At 55.9% G+C, this 26,021-nt stretch carries 21 protein-coding genes; 13 read left to right on the top strand and 8 right to left on the bottom strand.

The window, feature by feature from the left end:
* The first annotated feature begins 7 nt into the window (after nt 1-7).
* The gene (ccsB, locus tag IE156_RS12665; protein ID WP_189392876.1) at nt 8-1,366 is read left to right on the top strand and encodes a c-type cytochrome biogenesis protein CcsB; all 1,359 of its coding nucleotides are present in this window, start codon (nt 8-10) and stop codon (nt 1,364-1,366) included.
* A 334-nt stretch (nt 1,367-1,700) separates the two neighbouring features.
* Here the strand turns inward: ccsB and IE156_RS12660 are convergent, their stop codons facing one another.
* From IE156_RS12660 to IE156_RS12645, 4 genes are all read right to left on the bottom strand, one after another.
* Nucleotides 1,701-4,613, bottom strand: a complete 2,913-nt coding sequence (locus tag IE156_RS12660) for a putative bifunctional diguanylate cyclase/phosphodiesterase (protein ID WP_189392875.1) — start codon at nt 4,611-4,613, stop codon at nt 1,701-1,703.
* Between the two features lie 194 nt (nt 4,614-4,807).
* Complete coding sequence (gene lysA, locus IE156_RS12655; RefSeq protein ID WP_189392874.1) at nt 4,808-6,076, bottom strand: diaminopimelate decarboxylase; 1,269 nt, start codon at nt 6,074-6,076, stop codon at nt 4,808-4,810.
* Between the two features lie 41 nt (nt 6,077-6,117).
* Nucleotides 6,118-6,252, bottom strand: a complete 135-nt coding sequence (gene lptM / locus IE156_RS12650; RefSeq protein WP_189392873.1) for an LPS translocon maturation chaperone LptM — start codon at nt 6,250-6,252, stop codon at nt 6,118-6,120.
* 97 nt (nt 6,253-6,349) lie between these two features.
* Complete coding sequence (locus tag IE156_RS12645) at nt 6,350-8,800, bottom strand: penicillin-binding protein 1A (protein ID WP_189392872.1); 2,451 nt, start codon at nt 8,798-8,800, stop codon at nt 6,350-6,352.
* A gap of 118 nt (nt 8,801-8,918) precedes the next feature.
* Here IE156_RS12645 and IE156_RS12640 point away from each other — a divergent pair, with 118 nt between their 5' ends.
* From IE156_RS12640 to IE156_RS12630, 3 genes are read left to right on the top strand one after another with little or no spacing between them, the layout of a single operon-like run.
* Complete coding sequence (locus IE156_RS12640; protein WP_189392871.1) at nt 8,919-9,524, top strand: shikimate kinase; 606 nt, start codon at nt 8,919-8,921, stop codon at nt 9,522-9,524.
* On the top strand, nt 9,525-10,613 hold the full coding sequence (aroB, locus tag IE156_RS12635) for a 3-dehydroquinate synthase (protein ID WP_189392870.1): 1,089 nt from the start codon (nt 9,525-9,527) through the stop codon (nt 10,611-10,613).
* A gap of 5 nt (nt 10,614-10,618) precedes the next feature.
* Nucleotides 10,619-11,743, top strand: coding sequence for a deoxyguanosinetriphosphate triphosphohydrolase (locus IE156_RS12630; RefSeq protein WP_189392869.1), 1,125 nt, complete (start codon nt 10,619-10,621; stop codon nt 11,741-11,743).
* A 109-nt stretch (nt 11,744-11,852) separates the two neighbouring features.
* On the opposite strand, the gene uvrA is transcribed toward IE156_RS12630, so the two are convergent.
* Nucleotides 11,853-14,804, bottom strand: a complete 2,952-nt coding sequence (uvrA, locus tag IE156_RS12625; protein WP_189392949.1) for an excinuclease ABC subunit UvrA — start codon at nt 14,802-14,804, stop codon at nt 11,853-11,855.
* A 111-nt stretch (nt 14,805-14,915) separates the two neighbouring features.
* Between uvrA and IE156_RS12620 the strand changes: the two genes are divergently transcribed.
* The 6 genes from IE156_RS12620 (at nt 14,916) to IE156_RS12595 (ending at nt 20,190) form a co-directional block, all read left to right on the top strand.
* Nucleotides 14,916-16,127: an MFS transporter gene (locus IE156_RS12620; RefSeq protein ID WP_189392868.1), complete on the top strand. Its 1,212-nt coding sequence runs from the start codon at nt 14,916-14,918 to the stop codon at nt 16,125-16,127.
* Nucleotides 16,128-16,383: 256 nt separating this feature from the next.
* Nucleotides 16,384-16,917: a single-stranded DNA-binding protein gene (gene ssb, locus IE156_RS12615; protein WP_189392867.1), complete on the top strand. Its 534-nt coding sequence runs from the start codon at nt 16,384-16,386 to the stop codon at nt 16,915-16,917.
* 246 nt (nt 16,918-17,163) lie between these two features.
* Nucleotides 17,164-17,838, top strand: coding sequence for a GntR family transcriptional regulator (locus IE156_RS12610; protein WP_189392866.1), 675 nt, complete (start codon nt 17,164-17,166; stop codon nt 17,836-17,838).
* Nucleotides 17,838-18,755, top strand: a complete 918-nt coding sequence (locus IE156_RS12605) for a fumarylacetoacetate hydrolase family protein (RefSeq protein WP_189392865.1) — start codon at nt 17,838-17,840, stop codon at nt 18,753-18,755. Before IE156_RS12610 ends, IE156_RS12605 begins: the two co-directional genes overlap by 1 nt.
* Before the next feature lie 11 nt (nt 18,756-18,766).
* On the top strand, nt 18,767-19,741 hold the full coding sequence (locus tag IE156_RS12600; RefSeq protein ID WP_189392864.1) for a Bug family tripartite tricarboxylate transporter substrate binding protein: 975 nt from the start codon (nt 18,767-18,769) through the stop codon (nt 19,739-19,741).
* Between the two features lie 62 nt (nt 19,742-19,803).
* Complete coding sequence (locus IE156_RS12595; RefSeq protein ID WP_189392863.1) at nt 19,804-20,190, top strand: RidA family protein; 387 nt, start codon at nt 19,804-19,806, stop codon at nt 20,188-20,190.
* A 75-nt stretch (nt 20,191-20,265) separates the two neighbouring features.
* On the opposite strand, the gene IE156_RS12590 is transcribed toward IE156_RS12595, so the two are convergent.
* Both IE156_RS12590 and IE156_RS12585 read right to left on the bottom strand, forming a co-directional pair.
* Nucleotides 20,266-21,492: an MFS transporter gene (locus IE156_RS12590; protein ID WP_189392948.1), complete on the bottom strand. Its 1,227-nt coding sequence runs from the start codon at nt 21,490-21,492 to the stop codon at nt 20,266-20,268.
* Nucleotides 21,476-22,018 carry a Chromate resistance protein ChrB gene (locus tag IE156_RS12585; RefSeq protein WP_189392862.1) on the bottom strand — a complete coding sequence of 181 codons (543 nt, stop codon included), beginning with the start codon at nt 22,016-22,018 and terminating at the stop codon, nt 21,476-21,478. The genes IE156_RS12590 and IE156_RS12585 overlap by 17 nt, the downstream gene beginning before the upstream one ends.
* Nucleotides 22,019-22,572: 554 nt before the next feature.
* Between IE156_RS12585 and IE156_RS12580 the strand changes: the two genes are divergently transcribed.
* The 3 genes from IE156_RS12580 to IE156_RS12570 all read left to right on the top strand — a co-directional run bounded on the left by IE156_RS12580 (nt 22,573) and on the right by IE156_RS12570 (nt 25,221).
* Nucleotides 22,573-23,121, top strand: a complete 549-nt coding sequence (locus IE156_RS12580; RefSeq protein WP_189392861.1) for a ferritin-like domain-containing protein — start codon at nt 22,573-22,575, stop codon at nt 23,119-23,121.
* Between the two features lie 202 nt (nt 23,122-23,323).
* Nucleotides 23,324-24,550: a multidrug effflux MFS transporter gene (locus tag IE156_RS12575; protein WP_189392860.1), complete on the top strand. Its 1,227-nt coding sequence runs from the start codon at nt 23,324-23,326 to the stop codon at nt 24,548-24,550.
* A 92-nt stretch (nt 24,551-24,642) separates the two neighbouring features.
* Complete coding sequence (locus IE156_RS12570; protein ID WP_189392859.1) at nt 24,643-25,221, top strand: TetR/AcrR family transcriptional regulator; 579 nt, start codon at nt 24,643-24,645, stop codon at nt 25,219-25,221.
* A gap of 7 nt (nt 25,222-25,228) precedes the next feature.
* Here the strand turns inward: IE156_RS12570 and IE156_RS12565 are convergent, their stop codons facing one another.
* Nucleotides 25,229-25,927 carry a GntR family transcriptional regulator gene (locus tag IE156_RS12565; protein ID WP_189392858.1) on the bottom strand — a complete coding sequence of 233 codons (699 nt, stop codon included), beginning with the start codon at nt 25,925-25,927 and terminating at the stop codon, nt 25,229-25,231.
* Between the last annotated feature and the right edge of the window lie 94 nt (nt 25,928-26,021).

Genomic DNA, 26,021 nt, shown 5'->3' with positions numbered 1-26,021 from the left:
TGTAACTATGGCGCAGACCCTTTCTTCGGCCACTCCCACTATGTGGCAAGACAATATCGCTTCCAGTGGTGACCGGCGCGGTATCCGTGGCCGTCCTGACTGGACGGATGTGCTGTATCTGGTCGTGCTGGCTTTGGGTGCGGCGTATGCACTAAATGCCTACAGCACCAGCATGGATTACTACGAGAAGATCATTCTGGTGGCTTTTGTGCCGTTTATTGCCTGGCTAGGTTGGCTGTGGCGGCCGCTACGTACCTTGTTGGTGGCGGCTGGTTTGACGGCGCTGTTGGCAATCTGGCTGTATAGCACGGGCGATGGTCTGAGCACCGGTGATATTGAAAAGGCCGATTCGGTTTTTCTGCTCAAGTATTTGTTCTCATCCCAGTCCGCTATTTTGTGGATGTGTGCGCTGTTTATTCTGGCCACGGTGATGTATTGGGCCGGATTTTTCAGCGATACCGCTGCCTGGATGGGCTCGGGGCTGACCTGGGCGGCTGTGTATGCCGGTACCACGGGTTTGCTGGTGCGCTGGCGCGAAGGCCATTTATTGGGCCCGGATATTGGTCATATCCCTGTCAGCAATCTGTATGAAGTGTTTGTGTTGCTGGCCCTGATTACGGCTTTGTTCTATTTGTATTACGAGCGTCGTTACAGCACGCGTGCCTTGGGTGGCTTTGTATTGTTGGCGATCAGTTCGCTGGTTGTTTTCTTGCTGTGGTATTCCTTCACGCGTGATGCGCATCAGATTCAGCCTTTGGTGCCTGCACTGAAAAGCTGGTGGATGAAGCTGCATGTGCCGGCCAATTTTATTGGTTACGGTACGTTCTCTTTGGCCGCTATGGTGGGCTTTGCGTATTTGGTTAAGGAAAATGGCGAAACGCGTTCGCGTGCCAAGCTGATTCCGGTGTTCTTGTTGGGTGCGATTTTGTGCGCTGAGCCTATGATTTTTGGCTCGCGGGAGTTGTCGCCTACCTGGATGCTGTATTTCGGTATCGGTAGTGTGATGGTGGGGACGATTCTGTACTTCCGTGGCCCGATTTCGCGCAAGCTGCCTTCGCTGGAGGTGCTGGACGATATTATGTACCGCGCCATTGCGGTGGGCTTTGCGTTCTTTACGGTGGCAACGGTGCTCGGGGCTTTGTGGGCCGCTGATGCCTGGGGTACGTATTGGCAGTGGGACCCTAAAGAGACTTGGGCTTTGATTGTCTGGCTGAATTATGCGGCTTGGTTGCACTTGCGGTTGCTGAAAGGCTTGCGTGGCACGATGGCGGCTTATTGGGCTTTGGGTGGCTTGCTGATTACTAGCTTTGCGTTCCTGGGCGTGAATATGTTCTTGTCAGGGCTGCATTCCTACGGGGAGCTGTAAGTTTTTTGTTGTTCTGAGGCTGGTAACTTGGTTTCAGAATATTTGTTTGAGAATGGAAAACCCGAGTTTGGCTGCATGCCGGACTCGGGTTTTTTTGTGGCCGATTCGTTTGGGGCTGATGTTGGGCTGGGGGCTTTGTAGGGGACTTAAGCGCTCGGAGACAGCGCTGGAGTACTGGGCGAAGAGGAGGAGCTTGCCCATTGCTTGAGCAATGGCGTTGCGAGGGCTTCTAGAGCCTGTCTATGGCGTCTGGGGTGTGCTCCGTCCCGGGAGTGGGGTGCGGTCTGTTGTTTGCGCCCAAGGCCTTTTGGTGGCCTTGGGGGGCTTGTCTGCTTTACATGGAGGGTGGGAATTTGGCTTGGGATTCGATCAGGAACTGGCGGGCGGCTTCGTCGTGGACCAGGTCGGTTATGTAGCCTGCCTTGAGCAGGTCGGCCGGGGTGCAGGCTTTGGAGATGATGAAGCCTTGTACGTAGTCCACGCCTAGTTCTTGCAGGGCTTTCAGGGTGGGGACGTCTTCTACCCATTCTGCGATGCTGATCATGCCCAGGTTGTTGGCCAGTTCAACGATGGTACGCACAATCGCGACGTTGGTTTCTTTCTTGAGCATGTCGCAGATCAGTGCGCCGTCGATTTTGATGGCGTCGGCAGGCAGTTCGCGCAGGTAGGAGAAGGAGGTATAGCCTGCACCAAAGTCGTCCAGGGCGATGCGTACGCCCATTTGCTGGAGTCGGCGCATGAAGTTGCGGGTGTGCTCCAGGTCGTCCAGCGCGACGCCTTCGGTGATCTCTACGCACAGGCGGCGGGCCAGGTGCTCAAAGCGAGTCAGGATGTCGAAGAACCATTGGATGAAGGTGTCGTCGTTCAGGGACACGCCGCTCAGGTTAATGGTGACCCATTGGGTTTTGGTTAGTTGGGATTCGTGTTTGGACATCCACTCCAGGGTCGCGGAGAACACCCATTTGTCGATGATGGTGATGGTGCCGCTTTCTTCGGCGGCGGCAATGATGCGGCCTGTGGGGATGAGTTGGCCGGAGGAGTCCCGCACGCGCAGTAGGGCCTCGAAGTTCAGGCTGTCCATGGGGCGGCGAAGGGCGGCGATGGGTTGCATCTCCAGATACAGTGCCCGGGACGAGCCACCTTCTAGTTCTTCGAACAGGCGCAGTTCTTCGGCGTGTTCTTGCAGGGCATTGGAGTCCTGCTCGTAGATGATCATGTCTTGATGCAGGCGGCGAGCATCGCGGGCGGCTCGGCTGGCCGCAGAAATGGCTTCTTGGGGCGCCATTCCTGGTGCAACTTCGACCAGACCCAGTGTGCTGCGCAGATTAAAGCTGCGGTTGCCTGCGATCAAGGGGCTTTTGTTCAGCGATTCCAGCACGCTATTGGCCAGCACGCGGGCTTGTTCGGGTTCGCAATCTTCAAAAACAATGACGAATTCGTCGCTGCCGATACGGCCGATTTTATCTTTGCTGCGCAGGACGGATTCCAGTTGTTCGCAGACTTTCAGGAGCAGAGCATCCCCAGAGGAGTGGCCGAAGGTGCCGTTGACGTATTTGATGTGGTTCAGATCCAGGTAGGCCAGCAGGCAGGGCTTGTCGTCCTGGCCGCGATTCAGGAGGCCATCCAGGACTTTTTCGATGCCGCGTTGGTTCAGGACGTTGGTGACCGGGTCGTTGTCGGCCATCAGACGTAGTTGGCGGTAGGTCTCGGCGCGGGCCGTGATGTCTTGCAAGGAGCCTTCAATACTCTGGTTGACGATGGCAACGCGCAAGGCGAACTGGCAAGGCTGGGCGTTTGTGTCGTAGTGGGTAATGGTGACGTCCTGACCATTCTGAGTGCTTTGTGCGACGGCTTTCCAGTCTTGTTCCGGGAAGAAATCTGTCCAGTAAATGGTGCTTTCGTTTGGGTCGTCTTCGATGTTGAGCATACGGGCCAGCATGGGGCTGATGCGTACAAAAACGTCGGCTTCGTTTAGGGTAAACATGCCAACGGGAGTCAGCAGGTAATGCGCCATCAGCTCGTTACGGGCGCGCAGGGATTCGCTACGGTCTTCACGCAGGCGCTCGCCTACGGCCAGGGCCACCATCAGGTTAGACAACAAGAAGGCGATGACGCCGTTGAAGTTCTCTACAAAGCTGGAACGGCCAAAGGCCACCAGGAAGATGGCCGAGATCAGCATACATAGCGCCATGCTGAGCAGCACCAGTTGCCATAGCAGGATGCGCGAGCGGGTATGCAGCAGGATGGACAGCAAGACGGCAGAGACGAAGCACAGGGCGTAGATGGTGCTAAGCCACATGATGGGCTGGAAGATGTAGGCCGGGGCCAGCAAGGCCACGGGCAACAGGATCAAACCTAATATGCCCACTGTAGGTAGCAGGCGTTGCAGGCGACCGGTGGTGATGGAGTTGCCCAGCAAAACGGTGAACAGGGAGTAGCTCAGAATGAAGTAGCAGGCGATGGTCACCTGGCGCAGCACCGGCATGTATTGCGAGGGCAGTATTTGGCCTAGCCACTGGGTGTCCCAGCCCATGGCCATGGAACCCAGGCGCAGATTGCCAATCAGCCAGACTGACAGCAGCAGATAGATCCAGGCGCGGTTGGTGGCCGCCAGAACCAGCATGAACATAGCCATGGTCAGCAAGCCGCCTTCCAGCAGTCCTATGCCACGGCTAAGACGAATCGAGGAGTTTGTAATGTCGGCACTGGCCCACAGTTGGGCTTGCAGCAGCGTGGGGCGCGAGGTTTCAACTCGGCACAAAACCGCAGTGGGGTTATTAGCGGAGCCCAGCTCCAGGGTGAAGCTTTTGACAGGGGCAGGCGATAGAGGGGCAGGAGGGGCCAGCTCGCTGTTGCGCAGGGTTTCGCCCGTGTAAGCATTCTCACAGTGCAGCGAGGATACCGGCGAGGCAGGAAAGTGCAGGACTTCTTCTAGTTGAGTATGGGGTTCGGGCAGTTTGAGCAGCAACCAGTGAGGTTCGCTCAGGTGCAGCCGAGGTCCGGCCGGGGCGCTTTCTAACTGTGTCAGTAACTCTGGATCTGCATGCTCTTGCTGGCTGGCCAATGCCTGAATGCTCAAACTCTGGCCAGGGGCGGTGGGGTAGCGATTGGGCAGGAACAGCAGTGCCCATAAGGTGAGCACGATCAGAAACAAAGGGATGACGTAAAGACTTAAGCCGCGAATCAAGCGTTCGCTGGCCGAGGTAACAGGCTCAAAGCCGTGTGTCGGTATCCCTGGGGTGGTCATGATGGTGGTACAGCCTCCAGCGCTTACCATCGAACTGTCTGGCCACTGACAGCGAAATCTGTGCTTTCCCGGCAAGGACGCAACAGGCCGGGACTGCTGTGCCTGCTGATGGCAGTGCAGTCCCGGCCTGTTTTACGGTCAGATTCTAGAGTTCTTTAAGGCTGAATGGTTGTTACCTGTATTCCTGCCAGGGATCAGGGCAGCAATCGTTCGGTGGCAAACAGACTTTCCAGGGTTTCGCGGGGGCGGATCACGTGAGCTTGATCGCCATCGACCAGGATTTCAGCCGCACGGGGGCGGGTGTTGTACTGGCTGGCCATGGTGAAGGCGTACGCACCGGCCGACATAATGGCCAGTAAATCATCTTGTTTCAATTCCAGCTGACGATCCCGAGCCAGCCAGTCGCCGCTTTCGCAGATAGGGCCAACCAGATCGTAGCGGGGTGTGCTCTCGGTCACAGGGCGAGGCTCTACGGCTTCCACACTGTGCCAGGCGTCGTACAGGGTGGGGCGGATCAAATCGTTCATGGCCGCGTCAATGATGGCGAAGTTTTTGGTCTCACCATGCTTGAGGTATTCCACTCGGCTCAGCAGCACGCCAGCGTTACCCACCATGGAACGGCCGGGTTCCAGCACGATTTCCAGATGACCCAGGCCATTCTTGTCCAATGCGGCAAAGACTTCGGTCAACAGCTGGGTAGGTGTCACTAGGGTTTCATCGGTGTAACGGATACCCAAGCCACCGCCCAAATCCAGGTGAATCAGGTTCACGCCTTGTTCTTTCAGGGCCAGGATCAGCTTGATCAGCTTATCCAGCGCGTCCAGATAGGGGCTGACTTCGGTAATCTGCGAGCCAATGTGGCAGTCCACCCCCACGATGTTCAGACTGGGCAGTTGCTGGGCACGGGCGTAGATGCGTGGAGCCTGATCAATAGGCACCCCAAATTTATTGTCTTTCAGACCGGTGGAAATGTACGGGTGGGTGCCTGCGTCCACGTCCGGATTCACGCGCAAGGAAACAGGCGCTTTCACATTCATGCGTTCAGCAACCTGGGCGACACGCTCCAGCTCGTCTTCGGATTCGACGTTAAAGCATTTCACGCCCGCTTTCAGGGCGGCTTCAATTTCCCAAACTTGTTTGCCCACACCAGAAAACACCACTTTGCCTGGATCACCACCAGCGGCGATTACACGGGCCAGTTCACCGCCTGAAACGATGTCAAAACCGGTACCCAGGCGGGCGAATTCTTGCAAAATGGCCAGATTGGAGTTGGCCTTCATGCCATAACACACCAATAACTCGCGATCCTGACCTGCCACTCGATAGGACTCCCAGGCGTCGCGCAAGGCTTGGCGGGAATACACATACAGAGGGGTGCCGAACTCTTCAGCCAGCTTGCTCAGGGGAACCTGCTCGGCGTGCAGCGTGTTGTTCTGAAATTGGAAGTGAGGTGCAACAGTCATGGTGTCGTCAAATAACAGGGGTTAAGCGAGCAGGGCGGAAATCAGCGCGGCGCTGTTTGGGCGTCCGCTGCTTCCTGCGCAGGAGGATGGTACAAGGGACCTTTGTAGCCGCAAGCGCTAAGAAAAACGCTAAGTGCCAGCAAGGTCAGCAGGCGGGAGGAACGTAGTTTGTTCATAAGGTGGTGAGCTAGTGCGGACAATGCGGAACATTATGCCATCGAGAAGGGCAAAGCATAAAAAACGCCGGCTGGGCCGGCGTTTGGGTAGCAAGGTTTAGAAGGGGACGAAAGGCTGGGTTTCGGCGCCCGAGGAACCGGAGTCAGAATCCAGTTGCCGCAGCAGGTCGCCAATGCCATCGTTTTGTCCACCACCGTCACCTTGTTGCAGGCTGCCGTCACCCGGAGCGGGCAGGCCTACACGGGCAATGGCTTGTCCGGGAGGAAATTCGTCAAAGTAGAAGTCCCCATTGATGCGCGACAGACCCGAAGGCAGCGGGCCCTGAGGCACGATAGGTTTGTCTTTGAGCGCAGCGCGCATGTAGTTGATCCAGATCGGCATGGATGCACCACCGCCGGTTTCACCTGAGCCCAGGCTGCGTGGCTTGTCAAAGCCCATCCAGGCAATACCGACCAGATCTGGCGTGTAACCGGCAAACCAGGCGTCTTGCGAATCGTTGGTGGTACCCGTCTTGCCGCCGATGTCTGTACGCTTCAGTTCGCGCGAGGCACGGGCACCCGTACCGGAGGTGGCCACACCGCGCAGCAGGTCGTTCATGACGTAAGCCGTGCGGGCGTCGATAGCGCGGGCAGCGGCATCGCCAGCTACAATCGGCTTGGCGCGCATGATGACTTTGTCAGTGCTGTCAGTGACGTAGTCGATCAGGAAGGGCTCAGTACGGTAGCCGCCATTGGCAAAAACCGAGTAAGCACCGGCCATTTGCAGTGGCGTCACGCTACCAGCACCCAGGGCCAGTGGCAGAACGGCAGGTTGACGCGCTTTATCGAAACCAAAGCGGGTTACATATTCCTGTACGTACTTGGGACCGACCGCCTGCATGATACGGATGGACACCATGTTTTTGGACTTGTACAACCCTTGACGCATGGTCAGCATGGGTTCGTAGGTGCGTCCGTAGTTCTTGGGCGTCCAGGGTTTGGAACCGGTCTGGGCTGCTGTCAGAACGAAAGGTTCGTCCGAAATCTGGGTGGCAGGAGTCAGGCCACGCTCCAGCGAGGAGGCGTAAATAAAGGGCTTGAAGGCTGAACCGGGCTGACGCCAGGCTTGGGTGACGCGGTTGAACTTCCCGTCCGAGAAGTGGAAACCACCCACCATGGCCTGAATTGCACCATCTTGCGGGCGTACCGACACAAAGGCCGCTTGCACTGCCGGCATATTGATCACTTCCCAGTAATCGCCGTTGCGGAACAGATAAATGACCGAGCCGCGCTGGATGCGCACGTCTGCCTTGGCGTTATTGACCAGACCGCGAGCCACAATCTTCAAGGCGCGCTTGTCGTTGACGTCAATAATCTGCTGGGCGGTACGGGCAACACGAATCTGGTTGGGGTTGGCATCTAGCACCACACCCGTCAGCAGGTCGCCGGTATCCGGGTACTTATCTTGCATCTCGTCCAGAATGGCGTCCAGCTGGGCGTGATCGTTTTCAATACCAGCGGGCAAATCTACCTGACCTTGTGGGCCTGTATAGGGCGCACGGCGGGTGTAGTCCAAAATACCATTACGAACGGCCAGGTAAGCCGCTTCCTGGTCGCTGGACTTGATAGTGGTGTAAATATTAAAACCGCGTGAGTACACATTGTCCTGGTAGACACCGTACAGCAGTTGGCGAGCCAGTTCAGCGGCGTACTCACCGTGAATAGCGTATCCGCCAGCAGGCGTGCCCAACGCCGATTTAACGACGATTTCCTGAGCCTGAGCCTCTTGGTATTCCTGATCGGTGATATAGCCCAGGTTGCGCATACGGCCCAGCACATAACCTTGACGGGTTTTGGCACGCTCGAAGTTGGCAATCGGGTTAAAGCGCGAAGGCGCTTTGGGGATACCAGCCAGAATTGCGGCTTCCGCTGTTGTGATTTCGCCCAGTGGTTTGCCCAAATAAGTACGTGAAGCCGCTGCAAAACCATAGGCACGATGGCCCAGATAAATCTGGTTCATGTACAGATCCAGAATCTGGTCCTTGGACAGCGTGGCCTCAATCTTGAAGGTCAACAGCAGTTCGTAGAACTTTCGGGTATAGGTTTTTTCCGAGGACAGGTAGAAGTTACGAGCCACCTGCATGGTGATCGTACTGGCCCCCTGTGTCTTGGACATCTGGGTCATATTAGCCAGGGCAGCGCGGCCAACCCCCATCCAGTCAATCCCGCCGTGCTGGTAGAAACGGTCGTCCTCGGCCGCCAGAATGGCCGATTTCATGACATCGGGAATTTCGTCAAAACGCAACACATTGCGGCGTTCTTCGCCAAATTCGCCAATCAAGACCTTGTCCGCCGTATAAATGCGCAGTGGCACTCGGGGGCGGTAGTCGATCATGGCGCTGAGATCTGGCAGGTTTGGCCAGGCGAGCGCCAGCGCCAGCGACCCGAGCAGGGCGGCACACAGACCAAGCCCCACAAAAAAGACCGAAGTCTTGATGATGAGGCGGGCAAGCCAGGAACCGGAGCTTTGCTCGGGTTTTGAATTAGGGGAGCGGGAAGAAGAACTCATTAGGGCTGATTTTAAAGTCCAAACGCAACAGGACTGGGCCTCAAACCAAGTATCAATGTAACAAAATAATACTAAGCAGCGGACTGTGCTTAGGGAAGGCTAATGGGATAATACACAAATGAACCACTCTTTACCCGCCGAGCTGATGCCTGTAGAACATCCTGATCCCTTATCAGACGCCGAGCTGCTCCATTTACAACAAACTGGTCCACGTCCCATTATTTTGGTGGGCATGATGGGCGCTGGTAAAACGACCATCGGTCGTCAATTGGCGCGAGAGCTCAAACGCGAGTTTATGGACCTGGACCACGAGCTGGAAGCCCGTAGTGGCGTGCGAGTGTCCACTATCTTTGAGTTCGAAGGTGAGCAAGGGTTCCGCAAACGTGAATCTGCGGTGCTCGATATTTGTTCGCGCCAGACCGGTATTGTGCTGGCTACTGGGGGCGGGGCCATTTTGTCCGAGGCCAATCGCCAGATTATCCAGGATCGCGGTATCGTAGTGTACTTGTGTGCGACGGTAGACGAATTGTACCGCCGTGTTGCCCGAGACCGTAACCGGCCGCTGTTGCAAACGGCGGACCCACGCGCCCGCATTCAGGAACTGCTGCAAGCGCGCGAACCCCTTTATGAAGAAGTGGCAGATGTCCGCTTTGAGACTGGCTCGGCGCCAGTCCATCACGCGGTGCGCCATTTATTGTCCCTGTTGAAAGAACGAGGTTGCTAAATGTCTGTAGTGCATGTTGACGCCCAGGGTGGCGCTTATCCCATCCATATCGCCGCCGGGCGTCTGGCGCAGCTTGCAGACACGGTGCCAGCCGATACGTCTGCGATTGCCATTGTCACCAATCCGACGGTGGCCGCTTTGTACTTGGCCCCTGTGCAAGAAGCGCTGGCCGCAGCGGGCAAACCTATCCATGTGATTGAGCTGCCCGATGGCGAAGCCTATAAAAACTGGGAATCCCTGAATCTGATTTTTGATGCGCTGTTAGGTGCGCATCTGGATCGCAAAGCCTTGATCGTGGCTTTGGGCGGCGGCGTGATTGGCGATATGGCAGGCTTTGCGGCTGCCTGCTTCATGCGGGGCGTGCGTTTTGTGCAGGTGCCTACGACTTTGCTGGCGCAGGTAGATTCCTCGGTTGGTGGCAAAACAGCGATCAACCATCCGCTAGGTAAGAATATGGTGGGCGCGTTCTACCAGCCTATTGCGGTTGAAGTGGACACGGAGGTGCTCAAGACACTGCCCGCCCGCGAGATTTCCGCTGGTCTGGCTGAAGTCATCAAATACGGCATGATTTACGACCTGGACTTCTTTGACTGGTGCGAAGAGCAGGTTGGCCCCATGCGTACCTTGGAGCAAGAGCAGATCGTCTACGCGATTCGCCGTTCCTGCGAAGTTAAAGCTGAAGTTGTTTCGCAGGACGAGCGTGAGTCTGGCCTGCGTGCGATCCTGAATTTTGGTCACACTTTTGGGCACGCGATTGAATCTGGCATGGGCTACGGCCAATGGCTGCACGGCGAAGCGGTGGGCTGCGGCATGATTATGGCCGCCGAGCTATCTGCCTTGGTGTGCGGCCTGCCGGCTCAGGATGTGGCCCGTATCAAGGCGCTGGTGCAAGCCAGTGGCTGCCCGATCAACCCGCCGCAATGGCCTGCCGAGCGCTGGCTGGAGCTGATGCAGGTGGACAAGAAAAACGAAGGTGGCCAGCTGCGCTTTGTCCTGCTGGATAAGTTAGGTCATGCCAAGGTACAGGCGGTTGCGCCTGATGTTGTGCGCCAGGTACTGGCTCGTTTTACAACGGTGGAACAGGAGTAAACCCGATGCAGATGCTTGCCGCTTATGCCTGTCACCCTGAACAGTCCCGCGGTCGGCGTTATGCAGAGGCAGCGCCTCAAGGCCGTAATGCTTTTCAGCGGGACCGCGACCGGATTATTCACTGCAATGCCTTTCGTTTGCTGGAATACAAAACCCAGGTTTTTATTAACCACGAAGGTGATTTATTCCGAACACGATTGACGCACAGCCTGGAAGTAGCCCAGTTGGCGCGGGCCATTGCTCGTAATCTGGGCTTGCATGAAGATCTGATTGAGGCGATTTCTCTGGCCCATGATCTGGGCCACACGCCCTTTGGTCACGCCGGCCAGGACACGCTGAATAGCTGCATGCAAGAGCTGCGGCCCGAAGCAGGGGGCTTTGAGCATAATTTGCAAAGCCTGCGCATTGTGGACGAGCTGGAAGAGCGGTATGCCGCTTTCAATGGCTTGAACCTGTGTTTTGAAACCCGCGAAGGGATTTTGAAGCACTGTTCGTTGAAACATGCCCGCGAGTTGGGCGATGTCGGCCAACGGTTTATTGAACGCACCCAGCCGTCGCTGGAAGCGCAAATGGCCAATCTGGCCGATGAAATTGCTTACAACAATCATGATATTGATGACGGACTACGTTCCGGCCTGATCCGGTTGGAGCAGTTGCTGGAACTGCGGCTGTTCCGTGATCATTACGAACGCGTTCAGGCCCAGTATCCGGGTTTGAATGGTCAGCGGCTGGTGGCGGAAATCATTCGCGGCATGATCAACACCTTGGTGGTGGATTTGACGGAAACGACACGTGCCAAGCTGGAGGAGCATCGCCCCGACAGCGTGGACGCGATTCGACATCTACCGCGCTTGGCTGGATTTTCGCCAGAGCTGCGCGCCCAAGCCGATGAACTCAAACGTTTTTTGCACGCTAATCTGTACCGCCACTACAAAGTGGTGCGCATGATGAGCAAGGCGCAAAACATCGTGCGTGAACTGTTTCAGGCTTTTGTGGAAGATCCGCGCTTGTTGGCAGCGGAACATAGGCGTGAAGATCCGATTGCACAGGCCCGCGCCATTGCTGACTACATTGCGGGCATGACGGACCGCCACGCGATCCGCGAGCACGACGCCATTTTCAAGATGTGAGTCTGCTGGGCTTGTTTCGCGAAGAGGCCGGCACGTATACATAGGGTTGATGGCGTCGGGACGCTGCGGTAAGGCCCATCTACAGGAGGAGTCCTGTAAAGGCAGGCCTTTAACGCATTAGCAAAGGCTTCAGATAGTTGCCTGTATGGCTTTGCTCGCAGGCCGCGACGGTTTCCGGGGTGCCCTGCACCACAATTTGACCGCCACCATGGCCGCCTTCCGGTCCCATATCGACCACCCAGTCCGCCGTTTTTATCACATCCAGATTGTGCTCAATGACGACGACGCTATTGCCAGACTCCACCAGCTTGTCCAAGACTTCCAGCAAAACAGCAATGTCCTGGAAGTGTAGGCCGGTTGTGGGTTCGTCCAGCACATACAGCGTCTGGCCAGTGCTGCGCTTGGACAGTTCCAGTGACAATTTCACCCGTTGGGCTTCACCGCCCGACAGCGTAGTAGCGCTTTGACCCAAGCGGATATAAGACAGACCCACGTCGATCAAAGTCGTCAGCTTGCGGGCCACGGTAGGCACGGCATCGAAGTATTCCATCGCCTGTTCGACCGTCAGTTCCAGCACTTCGCTGATATTGCGGCCGCGATAGCGTATATCCAGCGTTTCACGGTTATAGCGGCGTCCTTGGCAGACATCGCATGGCACATAGACGTCGGGTAGAAAGTGCATTTCTACCTTGACCACGCCATCGCCCTGGCAAGCCTCGCAGCGGCCACCTTTGACGTTAAAGGAGAAGCGCCCTGGGTCGTAGCCACGTAAACGCGCCTCTGGGACGCTGGCAAAGAGTTCACGAATGGCGGTGAACATGCCGGTGTAAGTGGCCGGGTTACTGCGTGGTGTGCGACCAATCGGGGTTTGGTCTACGTTAATGATCTTGTCGAAATGCTCCAGGCCTTCCATGCGGTCATAGGGCGCAGGTTCAGCATGGGCACGGTGCAGCAAATGCGAGAAGGCGGTGGCCAGTGTGTCGTTGATCAGCGTGGATTTGCCCGAGCCGGACACGCCGGTAATGCAGACCAGCCGTCCAGCTGGAATTGCCAGGTCTACCGATTTCAAGTTATTGCCGCTGGCACCGTACAGACGCAGCCAGTTCAGGCTGTCGTTCACGGGGCGACGCTTGGGAATGGCAATCTTGCGCTTCCCGGACAGGTACTGCCCTGTCAGTGAGTTCGGGTCTGCCGCCAATTCAGCGGGCGAGCCTTGGGCGGTAATCTGACCACCATGTTCACCAGCGCCAGGGCCCATATCAATGACATAGTCGGCTGTGCGAATCATGTCTTCATCGTGCTCGACTACGATCACGCTATTGCCCAGATCGCGCAGATGCTGCAAGGTCTGGATCAGCTTGTCGTTGTCGCGTTGGTGCAGGCCGATGGATGGTTCGTCCAGCACATACATCACACCCGTCAGGCCTGAACCGATCTGGCTGGCCAAGCGAATACGTTGGGCTTCACCACCGGAAATGGTATCGGCGCTACGGTCCAGCGACAGGTAGTTCAGTCCCACATTGTTCAAGAATTCCAGCCGTAGCTGGATTTCATGCACGATGCGATCCGCAATTTCTTTTTTCGCACCTGTCAGTGACAAGTTCTTGAACCATTGCAGGCAGTCCGACAAGGCTAGGGCTTCAACCTCGTAAATGGCCAAACCCTTGGCTTGCCCTTGAGGGGCGGAACTTGCTACTGCGGACAGTGCGGTGCTGTCGGCGCTGATAGCCGTTGTGCTGATAGATGCGATACCAGCATGGTGTTTGCATCCGGCATGGCTGGGGATCGGGTCGTCACCAATACGGACATGGCGTGCTTCCAGCCGCAGACGTGCGCCCTGGCAGGCCGGGCAGGTCTGGGTGCGACGCAGCTTGTTCAGTTCCTCGCGCACGGCGCTGGAATCGGTTTCGGCCCAGCGACGTTGCAGATTCGGAATCACCCCTTCAAATGGGTGAGTTTTAACTGTGGTGCGACCTTTCTCATTCAGATACAGAAAGGGGATTTCTTCAGCCCCGGAGCCGTACAACACGGTGTGACGCAGCTCTGCTGGCAGAGAGTCGAATGGGGCCTCGATATCAAAGTGATAGTGGGCCGCCAGGCTGGTCAGCAAGGTATAGGTAAAGGCGTTGCGTCGGTCCCAGCCCGCAATAGCACCGCCTGCCAGACTTAATTCTGGGAAAGCCACCACACGTTCTGGATCAAACACGTCCACTTGCCCCAGACCGCTACAGTCCGGGCAGGCACCTGCTGGATTATTGAAGCTGAACAGGCGTGGCTCTAGTTCGGGTAGGGAGTAATCGCAAACCGGGCAGGCATAGTGGCTGGAGTATGGTTGTTCCAGACCGGTGTCCAGATTCACGACCAGACAACGTCCGTTGCTGGTAACCAGGGCGGTTTCCAGGCTCTCGGCCAAGCGTTGTTGGCTATCGGGCCGGATACGCAGCCGGTCTATGACCAGATCCAGATCATGCGCTTGCTCGGCATTAAGCGCAGGCAAGTCTTCAATGCTGGAGATCTCGCCATCCACTCGTACCCGTACAAAGCCTTGGGCCTGCAGTCCGCGCAGCTCAAGCTGCAGATTACCCACCAGCTTGCGATGCATAGGCGCCAGTACAGCAATGCGGGATTCAGGCTCCCATTGCAGAATCTGGTCTACCATCTGGCTCACGCTGTGAGCCTGCAGGGCCAAGTGGTGTTCCGGGCAGTAAGGAGTCCCGACCCGCGCGTACAATAGGCGCAAATAATCGTGGATTTCAGTCGTGGTTCCGACGGTGGAACGTGGGTTATGGCCTGCCGCCTTTTGCTCGATGGCAATGGCAGGCGATAAACCTTCGATCAAGTCCACATCTGGCTTGTCCATCAGTTGCAAGAACTGACGTGCATAAGCGGACAGGCTCTCCACATAGCGTCGCTGGCCTTCGGCATACAAAGTGTCGAAGGCTAGAGATGATTTCCCAGAACCGGACAGCCCCGTTAGCACGACCAACTGGTGGCGTGGCAGGTCTACGGAGACATTTTTCAGGTTGTGGGTACGAGCACCACGAATGCGGATGGCTTCCATCGCTTTATTTAGGCTTGTCAAAAGGCAACTTGCTACTATAGCGCGTTGCGTCAGGATTTATGTGATCGGGTGGCCGGGCTCTCTGGCAGCCCAGTTGTGACAGAGTATTAAATGAGTACACACCAAACCATGAATACGGCCGGGGCTCGCCCAGCGCGTCTAAGTCTGACTCCGCAGGAACGTAAGGCCAGCATCCTGTTGGCCTTGTTGTTTGCCTGTCGGATGCTGGGTCTGTTTTTACTGACTCCGGTCTTTGCGGTCGCCGCCCACTCCCTGCCTGGCGGAAACGATGCTGCCCGTGTGGGTTTGGCACTCGGTGCCTATGGTTTGACTCAGGCCGTCTTGCAAATTCCCTTGGGCATGGCTTCGGACCGCTTTGGGCGCCGGCCAATTATCGTGATCGGTATGGCCTTGTTCGTGATCGGTGGGGTGATCTCGGCGATGGCCCAGAGTATTGATTGGGTAACCGTCGGTCGATGTGTTCAGGGCCTGGGTGCAGTCTCTGCTGCAATCTCGGCTTGGGTAGCTGATTCTACACGGCCGGAGGTGCGTACACGGGCAATGGCCATGGTGGGCGGTTCAATTGGCTTGTCCTTTGCCGTATCGCTGGTGCTCTCGCCGGTGCTGGTGGGGCAGTTTGGCCTGTCCGGGCTGTTCTGGGCCATCAGCTTGCTGGGCTTTGTATGTCTGTTGGTTGCCGCCTTTGTGGTGCCCAGTGCGCCTAAAGCGCCGGCTTCCATCGTGCAGGTCACTGCCGGGCAGGTGCTGCGCCACATGGATTTATTGCGTCTGAACTTTGGTGTGTTCTGTCTGCACTTTATCCTGATGTCCCTGTTCATCGTGGTGCCTGGCATTTTGGCGACCTTGGGCGGTTACGGCACTCAGGATTTGTGGAAGGTTTACCTGCCTGTCATCCTGGTGTCCTTTGTGCTGATGGTGCCGGCCGTGTTCTGGACCGAGACGCGCAAACGACATAAACAAGCGCTGGAGCTGGCGGTGTTGTTGCTGGTGGTGGTCTTGGCGGTGATGCCTTGGGCTCGTGCTTCCTTGGCACCGATGGTCGCTGCGCTGACCTTCTTTTTTATTGGTTTCAACATTCTGGAAGCGTTGCAGCCGTCTTTGGTGTCGCGTGTGGCACCACCAGAATATAAAGGCTTGGCGCTGGGTTTTTACAACACCTCTCAATCCCTGGGCGTATTCGCCGGCGGGCTGATCGGAGGTGTGCTGGCAGGGCAAGGGCAGATCCAGTGGGTATTGTGGGTGGGCGCAGGCCTGGCCCTGCTTTGGCTGCTGACAGCACGCGGTTTCAAAGATAAATACTGATGGGCATTGCCTGTTACGCTTGCACGAAGACGTGGCAGGCAGCAGCAAGTAAAGTGGCCGGATCGGCCCTAAGAATTACGAGCTGGGCATGGCAGGCTGCGCGTTGCGGTGAGCCTGATGTGCAGTTCAACGTGTCGTACGTGGATCGTTTGCATGGACAAAACTGCCCTTTCTGGAGTGGGAAGGGAGTGTTAATTAAGGCACGAATCCACGATAATACGGCTTGATATTGAAATTTTGACTACAGGATTTTTTCATGGCATCGGTAAATAAAGTCATTCTGGTGGGCAATCTCGGTCGCGACCCAGAAGTACGCTACAGCGCGGAAGGCTCGGCCATCTGCAATATTTCCATTGCCACGACTTCGCAGTGGAAAGACCGTACCTCCGGCGAAAAGCGCGAGGAAACGGAATGGCACCGTGTGGTGTTCTACAACCGTCTGGCTGAAATTGCAGGTGAGTACCTGCGTAAAGGTCGCCCTGTTTACGTAGAAGGTCGTCTGCGCACCCGTAAATGGACAGGCCAGGATGGTCAGGAGCGTTTCACCACGGAAATTATCGCCGAGCAAATGCAAATGCTGGGTGGCCGTGATGGCGATATGAGCGGCGGCGGTGGCAGCATGGGTGGTGGCGAATACGGCGGCGGCGCTGGCGGTGGTGCTCCTGCCCCACAACAACGCGCTCAACGCCCAGCTCCTCAGCAGCAACAACAGCAACAACAACAGGCCCCACGTAATACTGCGCCTATGTCGGATAATCTGGCCGATATGGATGACGATATTCCGTTCTAAGGCTTAGCTCTTAGCAGAACTGAACATCCAAAGCCCTGGCAAGCGTCTGCTTGTCAGGGCTTTTTTGCGTCTTGTGTTGCCCCACTTCACTTGGATTAGCCAGCTCACTAGACAGGCATGTGACAGATAGGCAACGAGTAAATACGTATCGGTGCTTGAAGCTGGCTTGTTCGTACAAACACTAATGTGTACCAATATTCAATCTTGTATACAATTCATAAAAAATGAATGCAAAATAGGAAAGCAATGTCCACGATCAAAACAGCAAGTCACAGCGATGGGGTGTATGAGTCGGTGCGTGCTCACGTTCTTGGCCTGGTGAAAAACATTGATGAGCCGGTGCGGGTTCGGGAAGAGGAACTGGCCAAGATGCTCAATGTCAGCCGTACGCCGGTGCGAGAAGCGCTGCTGCGTTTGGGGCAAGAGGGGATTTTGACGATGGAGCCTCGGCGCGGTGCTTTGCTCTCGCCTTTGACCAAAAAGGACTACATCGAATGGCTAAAGCTGCGTATCGAGCTGGAAGCGTTTGCAGCCCGTGAAGCCGCCTTGAATGCCTCGCAGCGGGATGTAGATGCCTTGCGTGCGCTGTTTGCACCCTTCAATCCAGACAATCTGGAGGAGCGCGTCAGTGAGTACGCCGCTGCCAACGTGGAGTTTCACGCCGCCATCATGCGCTTGGCCGCCAACAGCTTGTTGGAGAAAGTCTGGAAGTCCTTTGGGCACCGCGACATGCTCAAGACCAAAACCATCGAACGCCTGAAGCGTGCGCATGAGTCCTTGGCCGAGCATCTGGCCATGATCGACGCCATTGAAAAACGAGACGGGGCACTGGCTGACCGATTGGCGCGTGAGCACGTGCAAGGATTGCTGACGCAAACCCTGAACAGTTCTAACAATATCCCATCGGGAGGTTCGCTGTAATGAAGTTACTGACGTTTGTAGACGCGGGGGAAACGCGTTTGGGCGCAATGCTGGACGATGATCGCGTGCTGGATCTGACGCAGGCCTGGAAGAGGGTTGAACATCCTTTAAGCGGTCGCCCGGCTCCCACAGAAGTCATCGATGCCATTTTTATGGGTGATGAGGTGTTGATCAGCCTGCAGCTCTTGTTGGAGCAGGCGGGCCAAGCCGATGCCCTTATTTATGCCGCCCAGGATCTGTGCATTCTGGCCCCGATCCCCAACCCCTCTAAGAATATTTTCTGTGTAGGCCGTAACTACCGTGCCCATATCGTGGAAGGCAATCTGGCACGTGGTCGTGCTGCAGATGAATTCCCCAAGGCGCTGGAGTTTTTCAGCAAACCGCCTACTACCGTAGTCGGGCATCAGGCTTTGGTCAGCCGTCATGCCGCTCATACCAAAATGCTGGATTACGAAGTGGAGCTGGGCATTGTGATCGGCAAGGAAGGCCGCGACATTAGCCCTGAAGACGCGTTGGATTATGTCTTTGGCTACACGGTGATCAACGATATTACGGCGCGCGACCTGCAAGCGCTGCATGGCCAATGGTTCAAGGGCAAATCTCTGGACGGCACATGCCCGATTGGGCCCGTGGTGACCCTGAAGACGGCTATTGCAGACCCCAACGCGCTGGATCTTGAATTGGAAGTGAACGGCGAACTGCGCCAATCCGCCAATACCTCGGACATGCTGTTTGATGTGTCCCACATCATCGCCCAGTTGTCGGCGGGCATGACCTTGGAGCCGGGGGACATTATTGCGACGGGTACACCCTCTGGGGTGGGCTTTGCCATGCAACCCCCTCGCTCTCTGGAACCGGGCGATGTCATCAAGGCTCGCATCGCTGCAATCGGCGAGCTGGTCACTACTATTGAGTAAGGTTGACGACTATGCGCTTTAAATTAATCCTGTCAGGCGTGGCTGTATTAAGCGCTTTAACGGCTGTGCCTTCGTTTGCGTCGGCACAGGAATATCCCACTAAACCCATCACCATCATTGTTCCGTTCCCGGCGGGCGGTACGCTGGATAATCTGACCCGCAGTCTGGCTCAGAAAATGTCGGATGATTTCAAGCAGCCCGTCATCATCGACAACAAGCCAGGGGCAGGGACGGTTATTGGTACTGAGATCGTGGCTCGTGCGGCACCGGACGGCTACACCTTGGGTATGGTGGCCAATAGTTTTGCTATCAATCCTAGCCTGTATGACAACCTGCGTTACGACACGATAAAAGACTTTACGCCAGTCAGCCGGGTGGCTTACACACCGCATTTGCTGGTGGCGAATCCCGATGTACCTGTTAAAACCCTGGCCGATGTGATTGCCGCTGCTAAATCTAAACCGGGCGAGCTGTCTTTTGCGTCTTTTGGTGCCGGTACATCGCCGCATATCGCTATCGAACGCTTGAAGTCAGAAGCCAAGATTGATGTGCTGCACATCCCGTACAAGGGGCAGGCTCCAGCTTTGAATGATTTGCTGGGCGGCCATGTGGATATGATGTTTGCCAACACGCCGGATGTTTTGCCCCATGTGAAATCCGGCAAGCTACGTGCGATTGCCTTGGCTAATGACACACGTCTAGAGTCCATCCCGGAGGTGCCTACCTTTAAAGAGGCGGGCGTGGACAACATGAACTCCAACTCTTGGTATGGCGTGATTGTTCCCTCGGGTACCCCTGCACCGATTGTGGAGCAACTTAGTGCCGAGTTGGTACGCATTGTGAACCTGCCCGAAATCCGCGAGCGCTTGCTGGCTCAAGGTTTGGAGCCTGCTGGAACCACATCAGCCGAATTTGCGGAGTATTTGAAAGCTGAAATGGAAATGGCCGCCAAAGTTGTCCAGGCATCGGGTGCCAGTGCGCAGTAAACCCTTTAAAGAATACGAATAAATGAGCCAGTCGAGCTCAAGCTACTAACCAGGAGATGAATATGATTAAAGAAATTATCCGGTCCGACAAAGTGACTCCCCCACGTGCCCCCTTGTCGCCCGCTGTGCGATCCAATGGTTTCGTTTTTGTCTCGGGCCAGCCCGGTTTTTTCAACGATCGCCAGATCGCTGAAAACGACTTCGATGCTCAGATGCATCAGGTCATGGCGAATGTAAAAGCACTGTTGGAAGAGGCAGGTTCCAGCCTGGACCACATTGTCAAAGCTAATGTGATCCTGAAAAATGCGGGTGATTTTGCACGTATGAACGAGATCTACCGCAGCTACTTCAAGGATGGCGAATACCCGGCGCGTACGACGATTGCGGCAGATATGGGGAATCCTTTGTTCTTGCTGGAAATCGAGTGCATCGCCGCGGTTGCTGAGTGATGAGATAAAAAACACCCCAAAGATTGGATCAGGGTCCAACTTTTGGGGTGCAGTTCAGAATGTCGGCCTGTTCTTTCAGAAAGCCCCTTGAGGGGATCGCCGCAATGCAATCAGACCTACGCAGGTCAGGCCGGCAAATAGAGCACCAGCGGCAAAGGTACCTTGGAAACCGATGGTATCCCAGAGTACGCCTGCGATGACGCTGGCCAGCAGTAGGGCAATGCCAGTCAGCAAATGGAACATGCCAAAGGCAGTGCCGCGCAGTTCGGCGGGGGCGCTGTCAGCGATCAGTACGTTGAACAGACCTTGGGTAAAACCCATATGCAGGCCCCACAGGGCAACGCCCAAGCCAAGTCCTAGCAAGCCAGGGACAAAGGCCAGGACTAGGTCTGCGGCAATCAGCAGGGTGACGCCCATCAAAAGCAGGTCGGTTTTACGCATGCGATCCGACAGCACACCTGCCGGATAGGCGGACAGGGAAAAAGCCACACCCATGACGACCAGTACCGCCGGTGCCCACATGGGAGGCAAGCCGCTGGCCTCTCCACGCAAAATCAGGAAGGCTTCACTGAAACGGGCCAGGGTGAAGGCCAGACCAATCGCCACGACCCACCAGTAACGGGAGCCCAGACGGCTCAGGTCTTCCCGATTCAGGGGGAGTTTGCGGGGGCGGGTGCTGGCGGGCAGTTTGGGCTCGCGCACAAAGAACACCAGGATGGCGATGGCGGCAAAGGCGGGCAGTACGGCAACCCAGAAGATCAGCTGATAATTATTGGCCGTCCACCACATCAAGCCGATAGCCAACAAGGGGCCGATGAATGCGCCAATCGTATCCAGCGCTTGCCGCAAGCCATAGGCTGCACCACGTAGTTCGGGCGGGGTGACATCAGCGACCAAGGCATCGCGTGGTGCGCCGCGTATGCCTTTGCCTATACGGTCAACAAAGCGGGCGCCAACCAGCCAATCCAGCGAGTTAGCCAGCGGGAAGATGGGTTTGGTCAGGGCGGCCAGACCGTAACCAATGACGGCCAGCAGTTTGCGCTTTCCAAAGCGGTCGCTGACCGCTCCGGAAAACACTTTCATGATGGAAGCCGTGGCTTCGGCAATACCTTCGATAAAACCCACGGCCAGTACCGAGGTGCCCATGACGGTGACCATGTAAATGGGGAGCAGGGCGTGGATCAGTTCTGAAGAAATGTCCATGAACATGGACACAAAGCCCAGTGCCCAGACGCTGCGATGAATTTTGGCTCGTGAGGTGCTGGGCACGGGTGCTGGCGCAGAATTAGCGGTTTTCTTCATGGGCGTCGTAGACCATTTGGGCGTACTCATCCAGCCTTGCCTTGCACTCTTGCAGGCGCGCTTGTGCAACCTGTGCCAGGGGGGCACCATAGAAATCCAGTTTCTGGATTTTTTCGAACCAGTTTTCCAATTTTTTCAGATCGGTTTCTTCTTCATCCAGCTCGGCGTAGGTGAACTTCTGGATCGAAATTTCCTTGGCGATTTCGGCCTCGAAGTCCTTGCAACGGCCCAGCAGCTCTTGGTACTGCTCGTTGCGGTCATCGGTAAAACGGGCGATGACTTTGTCGGCCTGTGCCTTGTCTAGCGCAATGGTTTCCAGCAATACGCACTCACCTTCCATGGTGGCGATGTCGTTCTCCAGCACTTTCAGGCGGCGCACATGCTCGTCCGTTTTGGGCAGTACGCATACCCCGTTTTGCAGATACACCGCGCCCAGGGCTTTCAAGCGTCGCCACAGAGCCAGCCTTTTTGCACTGGGCTCGGAAGGAACCTTATAGGTCAGTAGCAACCAAGTTATTGAGGGCATGATTTCGATTAAAAAGTAACGGTCGTTTCATATTAATCGAACTTTATGACACTTGAAAGAAGGAGGGATAAAAAAAGAGGGGAGGAGCTAGGTATCAACAGACTGACCAACCGGCCGATAAATCGGCCGGTTCATGTATCCAAGTGTTTGGTCTTGTATCGCTGCTTGAACAGGTTTTTGCCTGTTTTTCCTGGGGTAGGAGAGTAGGTGTTTCCTTGGCTAAGCCGCATGTGCCGTGATTTCTGGCCTGTCCCCTCCTTGGGTTTGCTGATCAGCCGGTGCTGCATCCTTATTGTTTCTGCCGGCCAAACAAGCCAGGCTACGCTTTCCAAGCCTGGGAGCAGTGGCTACTATAAAAACACCTATCCACTTTGTTCAGTTTCTTGCACGACCGGTCTCAACCACATGCAGCGTGCAGACTTCAAACCCAGGTTTAGGTTAAGTGCTTGTCTTCGGACAAGCTCTTGTTGGTTATGGAGTCAGTGTGTTCGTTTCCGGTTGTCGCGTGATACAGCGCCGCGCTTTCGCGGTGGGAATCAATACGGAGGAATGCAATGAGTAAGCAGAAAGTTGTCAACCCAAGCCAAGGTCCAATCGATGTTGCCGCTATTCGGGCAGCAGCCAAGAAGTTCGTGGACGATGGGGCGGTGGCATCTGGCTATAAGGGCAATCGCGAAGAAATCATTCAGATGTTGAATGAGGCCCTGGCCACTGAGCTGGTCTGTGTGATGCGCTATAAGCGCCACTACTTCACCGCTACCGGCCTGAACAATGAACCCATCAAAGCCGAGTTTCTGGAGCACGCTCAGCAAGAAGCTGACCATGCAGACCGGATTGCCGAACGTATCGTGCAGTTGAATGGCGACCCGGATTTCAACCCTCAAAACCTGGTGCAGCGCAGTCATGCGGAATATGACGACAGCGGTGACATCAAATCCATGATTCGCGCTAATTTGATTGCCGAACGGATTGCTATCGAGTCCTATCGGCAGATGATTGAGCGTATTGGCGATACAGATCCGACCACGCGCCAGATGTTGGTCGAGATTATGGCGGTCGAGGAAGAACACGCAGACGATATGGGCGATTTGCTGGATCTATAAGTGGTGATGCCCTGATTAAAAACCCTGACTATGGTCAGGGTTTTTTTTGTGCCCGCGGCTAAAAGAGAGTAGAGTACGTTTCCACTACCTACCGGTCGGTAGGTTCGTGTATATCTTGTCTGAAGCATTGGCTTCGGATTGATCTCTAGGAGCTGTTCATCATGAATTGTGCTGTGTTTATCTTCCGTCGCTGGAGTGTTGCGTGAGTGGAGCTACCCGTTCTAGCGGATTAGGCTGGGCCCTGATTCTGTTGTTGGCCTTGTTGACGGCACTGGATGCCATGGCCATCGATATGTATTTACCGGGTATGCCCGCCATTGCTCAGGAGCTAGGCGCGTCGCCGGGCCGAATCCAGCAGACGCTGTCGATCTTTCTGGCGGGGCTGGCCATTGGGCAGGGGTTTTATGGGCCGCTCCTGGATCGCTACGGTCGGCGTCTGCCTCTGCTAATAGGGGTGGTTATTTTTGTGGTGGGATCGATCTTTGGCGCACTGGCCACCTCGGTCGAGGCCCTGTTGCTGGCTCGTTTTATTCAGGCGCTGGGTGCGGCTGCCGGCTTGGTGGCACCGCGGGCCATTGTGTCTGATTTATGTGACATGAAAGAATCGGCACGCATTTTTTCCTTGCTGATGCAGGTCATGATGATCGCGCCGATTGTGGCTCCCTTGCTGGGTAGCTATCTATTGATCCACGCAGACTGGCGTGCCATTTTCTGGATGCTGGCCGTTTTGGGTGCGATGGGTATGGTGTGGGGGCTGAAGGCTATTCCGGACTCCTTGCCGGTCACGCAGCGTGTGCCCTTGAACCCCGGCCACATTTTGCGTGCTTATGGACGCGAGTTGAGCAGTAAGGTCTTTATGGCCTACACCGGCTCGGGTGGCTTTGCGCTGGCTTCGTTGTTTGTGTACATCAGCGGTTCGGCCTTTGTCTTCACCCAGCATTTTGGGCTGACACCGGCTGTCTTTAGCTACGTGTTTGCAGGCAACTCGATTTCCCTGGTGATGGGGGGTTTCGTCAGCAATTATCTGTTGCGTGTTGGTATGCCCACCGCCCGGGTGCTGGTTCTAGGACTTGTTATCCATACGCTTTCGGCTCTGCTTCTGTATGTGGCTGTCCAGATTGGTGTGGCGAGCCTGCCCCTATATGCCACCATGGTGGCTATTGCAGTAGGTTCCTTGGGGATGGTGTTTGGTAACGTAACGGCGCTGACGATGAACGTGGCTGGCCCACAAGCCGGGACAGCGGCCGCCTTGATGGGCACCTTCCACTACCTGATATCTGCCTTGGTGGGTTATGTGGTCAGCCTGGCTTCGCCCGGTCCTCAGACCTTGCCCTTGGCCATTGGTGGCTGCGGATTGATAGCATTGCTGCTTTACTGGGCTGCTACTCGTTGCCGGACCGGCTCCAGGCTTGTGGACCAAGTAGCGTAGATAATGCGTGAGGGGTGAGCTTAGGCAGCATTTAGGCCACCTTTTTGAACTACAGTATCAGGTTGTTTTTCTGATTTTGAGCAGGCTGGATTTTGAGCAAAACGACTACTGAACGCTTGCAGGATGCTGCCTTGGCCCGCTTTGCGGTCCAGGGCTTTGATGCGACGACCATGAACGAGATTGCGGCTGATGTGGGGATCAAAAAACCCTCGGTCTACGCGCATTTTCGCAATAAAGATGAGCTCTTTATGAGCCTGATCCCTTTAATGATCGAGTCCGAGCTTGCCCATGCACGCAGCGTGTTCCAGGGAGGGGAGGCCATTCGCGCACAATTGCTGGCCTACTTCCACGGAATTCAGGAGCGCTTTGATGGCTCGCCTCAGGTCAGGTTCTGGATGCGCATCTTGTTTTCCCCACCTGTGCATTTGTATGAGCAGGTCATGCAGCCCATGCATATCTTCATGGACGATCTGGAAGATATCATCCGCCAGGCGGTGGGGAACTCGCCTTTAGCATTGGCCCCGCTAGAGGTGGAGACACAGGTGATTGCCTGTATGGCCATGATAGAGAGCCTGCAAAGCGAGTTGCTGTTTGGCGGCGCACGAAAGTATCGGCGTCGTCTGACTGCAATCTGGACGGTGTTTGAAGCAGCCTTGGCGCATCCTGACTGAGCAGGTTTTAGCCTGTTTGCGCGTCCTGGTAGGCCTTGGCGGCGTTGTGTACGTGCTGGGTAGCCAGCAGGTTGGCCAGATCACCGTTGCCCGCAACGACGGCATTCAGAATCTGGGAGTGATCTTCCCAATTCTGGCGGATACGCTGCAAATTGCTGGGGGCAAACAAGAGCGCCGTGCGATCGCGTAAGGAACGCATCAATTCGGTCAGTACGATATTGCCCGACATGGTGGCTAGGGTTTCATGAAATTGTCGGTTCAGGGACTTGAGCAACTCCAGGTTGCCGACATCCATCGCCTCATGGCCTTGGCTCAAAATGGTCTGCAGCTTCTCGATATTGGCCGGGTCGCGGCGTTGGGCGGCCAGTTTGGCATTCAGCCCTTCAAGCGTGGCGCGTACTTCGGCCATGTTGTAGGCAATCTCCGCCGATAGCACCGCTACGGAGGCCCCACGTCGTGGCTCGATGGTGACCAGGCCTTCGGATGCCAGTTCGCGTAGGGCTTCACGCACCGGAATACGTGAAACGCCTAGCTCGGTGGCCAACTTGCCTTCTACCAGCCGGTCGCCCGGATGAAACTCCCCGCTCAGGATGCGTTCGCGCAATTGGTCGCGGATAACCGCAAACAGGGACGCGTGCTGGTCACCCAGACGACGGCTGTCTGCGCTGGCAAAGTTACTGGGAAGGCTGAAACTGGGGATATTCATGGTGCGACCTGTGCAATCAGGCAAAAGGGCCAGACGCGATTATACGGCTTAGGCGCGTTTTTCTGAATATGGTATACAGTTCGGAGCCTAAGCA

The sequence above is a fragment of the Alcaligenes pakistanensis genome, from assembly GCF_014652815.1.
In the GTDB taxonomy this organism is placed as follows: Bacteria; Pseudomonadota; Gammaproteobacteria; order Burkholderiales; family Burkholderiaceae_B; genus Alcaligenes; species Alcaligenes pakistanensis.
This window is presented reverse-complemented; position numbering and strand designations above follow the sequence as displayed.

What these genes read in the sequence shown, in the direction of transcription:
- ccsB (WP_189392876.1), top strand. Translation starts at nt 8, where the DNA reads ATGGCGCAGACCCTTTCTTCGGCCACTCCCACTATGTGGCAAGACAAT.
- IE156_RS12660 (WP_189392875.1), bottom strand. Translation starts at nt 4,613, where the DNA reads ATGACCACCCCAGGGATACCGACACACGGCTTTGAGCCTGTTACCTCG.
- lysA (WP_189392874.1), bottom strand. Translation starts at nt 6,076, where the DNA reads ATGACTGTTGCACCTCACTTCCAATTTCAGAACAACACGCTGCACGCC.
- lptM (WP_189392873.1), bottom strand. Translation starts at nt 6,252, where the DNA reads ATGAACAAACTACGTTCCTCCCGCCTGCTGACCTTGCTGGCACTTAGC.
- IE156_RS12645 (WP_189392872.1), bottom strand. Translation starts at nt 8,800, where the DNA reads ATGAGTTCTTCTTCCCGCTCCCCTAATTCAAAACCCGAGCAAAGCTCC.
- IE156_RS12640 (WP_189392871.1), top strand. Translation starts at nt 8,919, where the DNA reads ATGAACCACTCTTTACCCGCCGAGCTGATGCCTGTAGAACATCCTGAT.
- aroB (WP_189392870.1), top strand. Translation starts at nt 9,525, where the DNA reads ATGTCTGTAGTGCATGTTGACGCCCAGGGTGGCGCTTATCCCATCCAT.
- IE156_RS12630 (WP_189392869.1), top strand. Translation starts at nt 10,619, where the DNA reads ATGCAGATGCTTGCCGCTTATGCCTGTCACCCTGAACAGTCCCGCGGT.
- uvrA (WP_189392949.1), bottom strand. Translation starts at nt 14,804, where the DNA reads ATGGAAGCCATCCGCATTCGTGGTGCTCGTACCCACAACCTGAAAAAT.
- IE156_RS12620 (WP_189392868.1), top strand. Translation starts at nt 14,916, where the DNA reads ATGAGTACACACCAAACCATGAATACGGCCGGGGCTCGCCCAGCGCGT.
- ssb (WP_189392867.1), top strand. Translation starts at nt 16,384, where the DNA reads ATGGCATCGGTAAATAAAGTCATTCTGGTGGGCAATCTCGGTCGCGAC.
- IE156_RS12610 (WP_189392866.1), top strand. Translation starts at nt 17,164, where the DNA reads ATGTCCACGATCAAAACAGCAAGTCACAGCGATGGGGTGTATGAGTCG.
- IE156_RS12605 (WP_189392865.1), top strand. Translation starts at nt 17,838, where the DNA reads ATGAAGTTACTGACGTTTGTAGACGCGGGGGAAACGCGTTTGGGCGCA.
- IE156_RS12600 (WP_189392864.1), top strand. Translation starts at nt 18,767, where the DNA reads ATGCGCTTTAAATTAATCCTGTCAGGCGTGGCTGTATTAAGCGCTTTA.
- IE156_RS12595 (WP_189392863.1), top strand. Translation starts at nt 19,804, where the DNA reads ATGATTAAAGAAATTATCCGGTCCGACAAAGTGACTCCCCCACGTGCC.
- IE156_RS12590 (WP_189392948.1), bottom strand. Translation starts at nt 21,492, where the DNA reads ATGAAGAAAACCGCTAATTCTGCGCCAGCACCCGTGCCCAGCACCTCA.
- IE156_RS12585 (WP_189392862.1), bottom strand. Translation starts at nt 22,018, where the DNA reads ATGCCCTCAATAACTTGGTTGCTACTGACCTATAAGGTTCCTTCCGAG.
- IE156_RS12580 (WP_189392861.1), top strand. Translation starts at nt 22,573, where the DNA reads ATGAGTAAGCAGAAAGTTGTCAACCCAAGCCAAGGTCCAATCGATGTT.
- IE156_RS12565 (WP_189392858.1), bottom strand. Translation starts at nt 25,927, where the DNA reads ATGAATATCCCCAGTTTCAGCCTTCCCAGTAACTTTGCCAGCGCAGAC.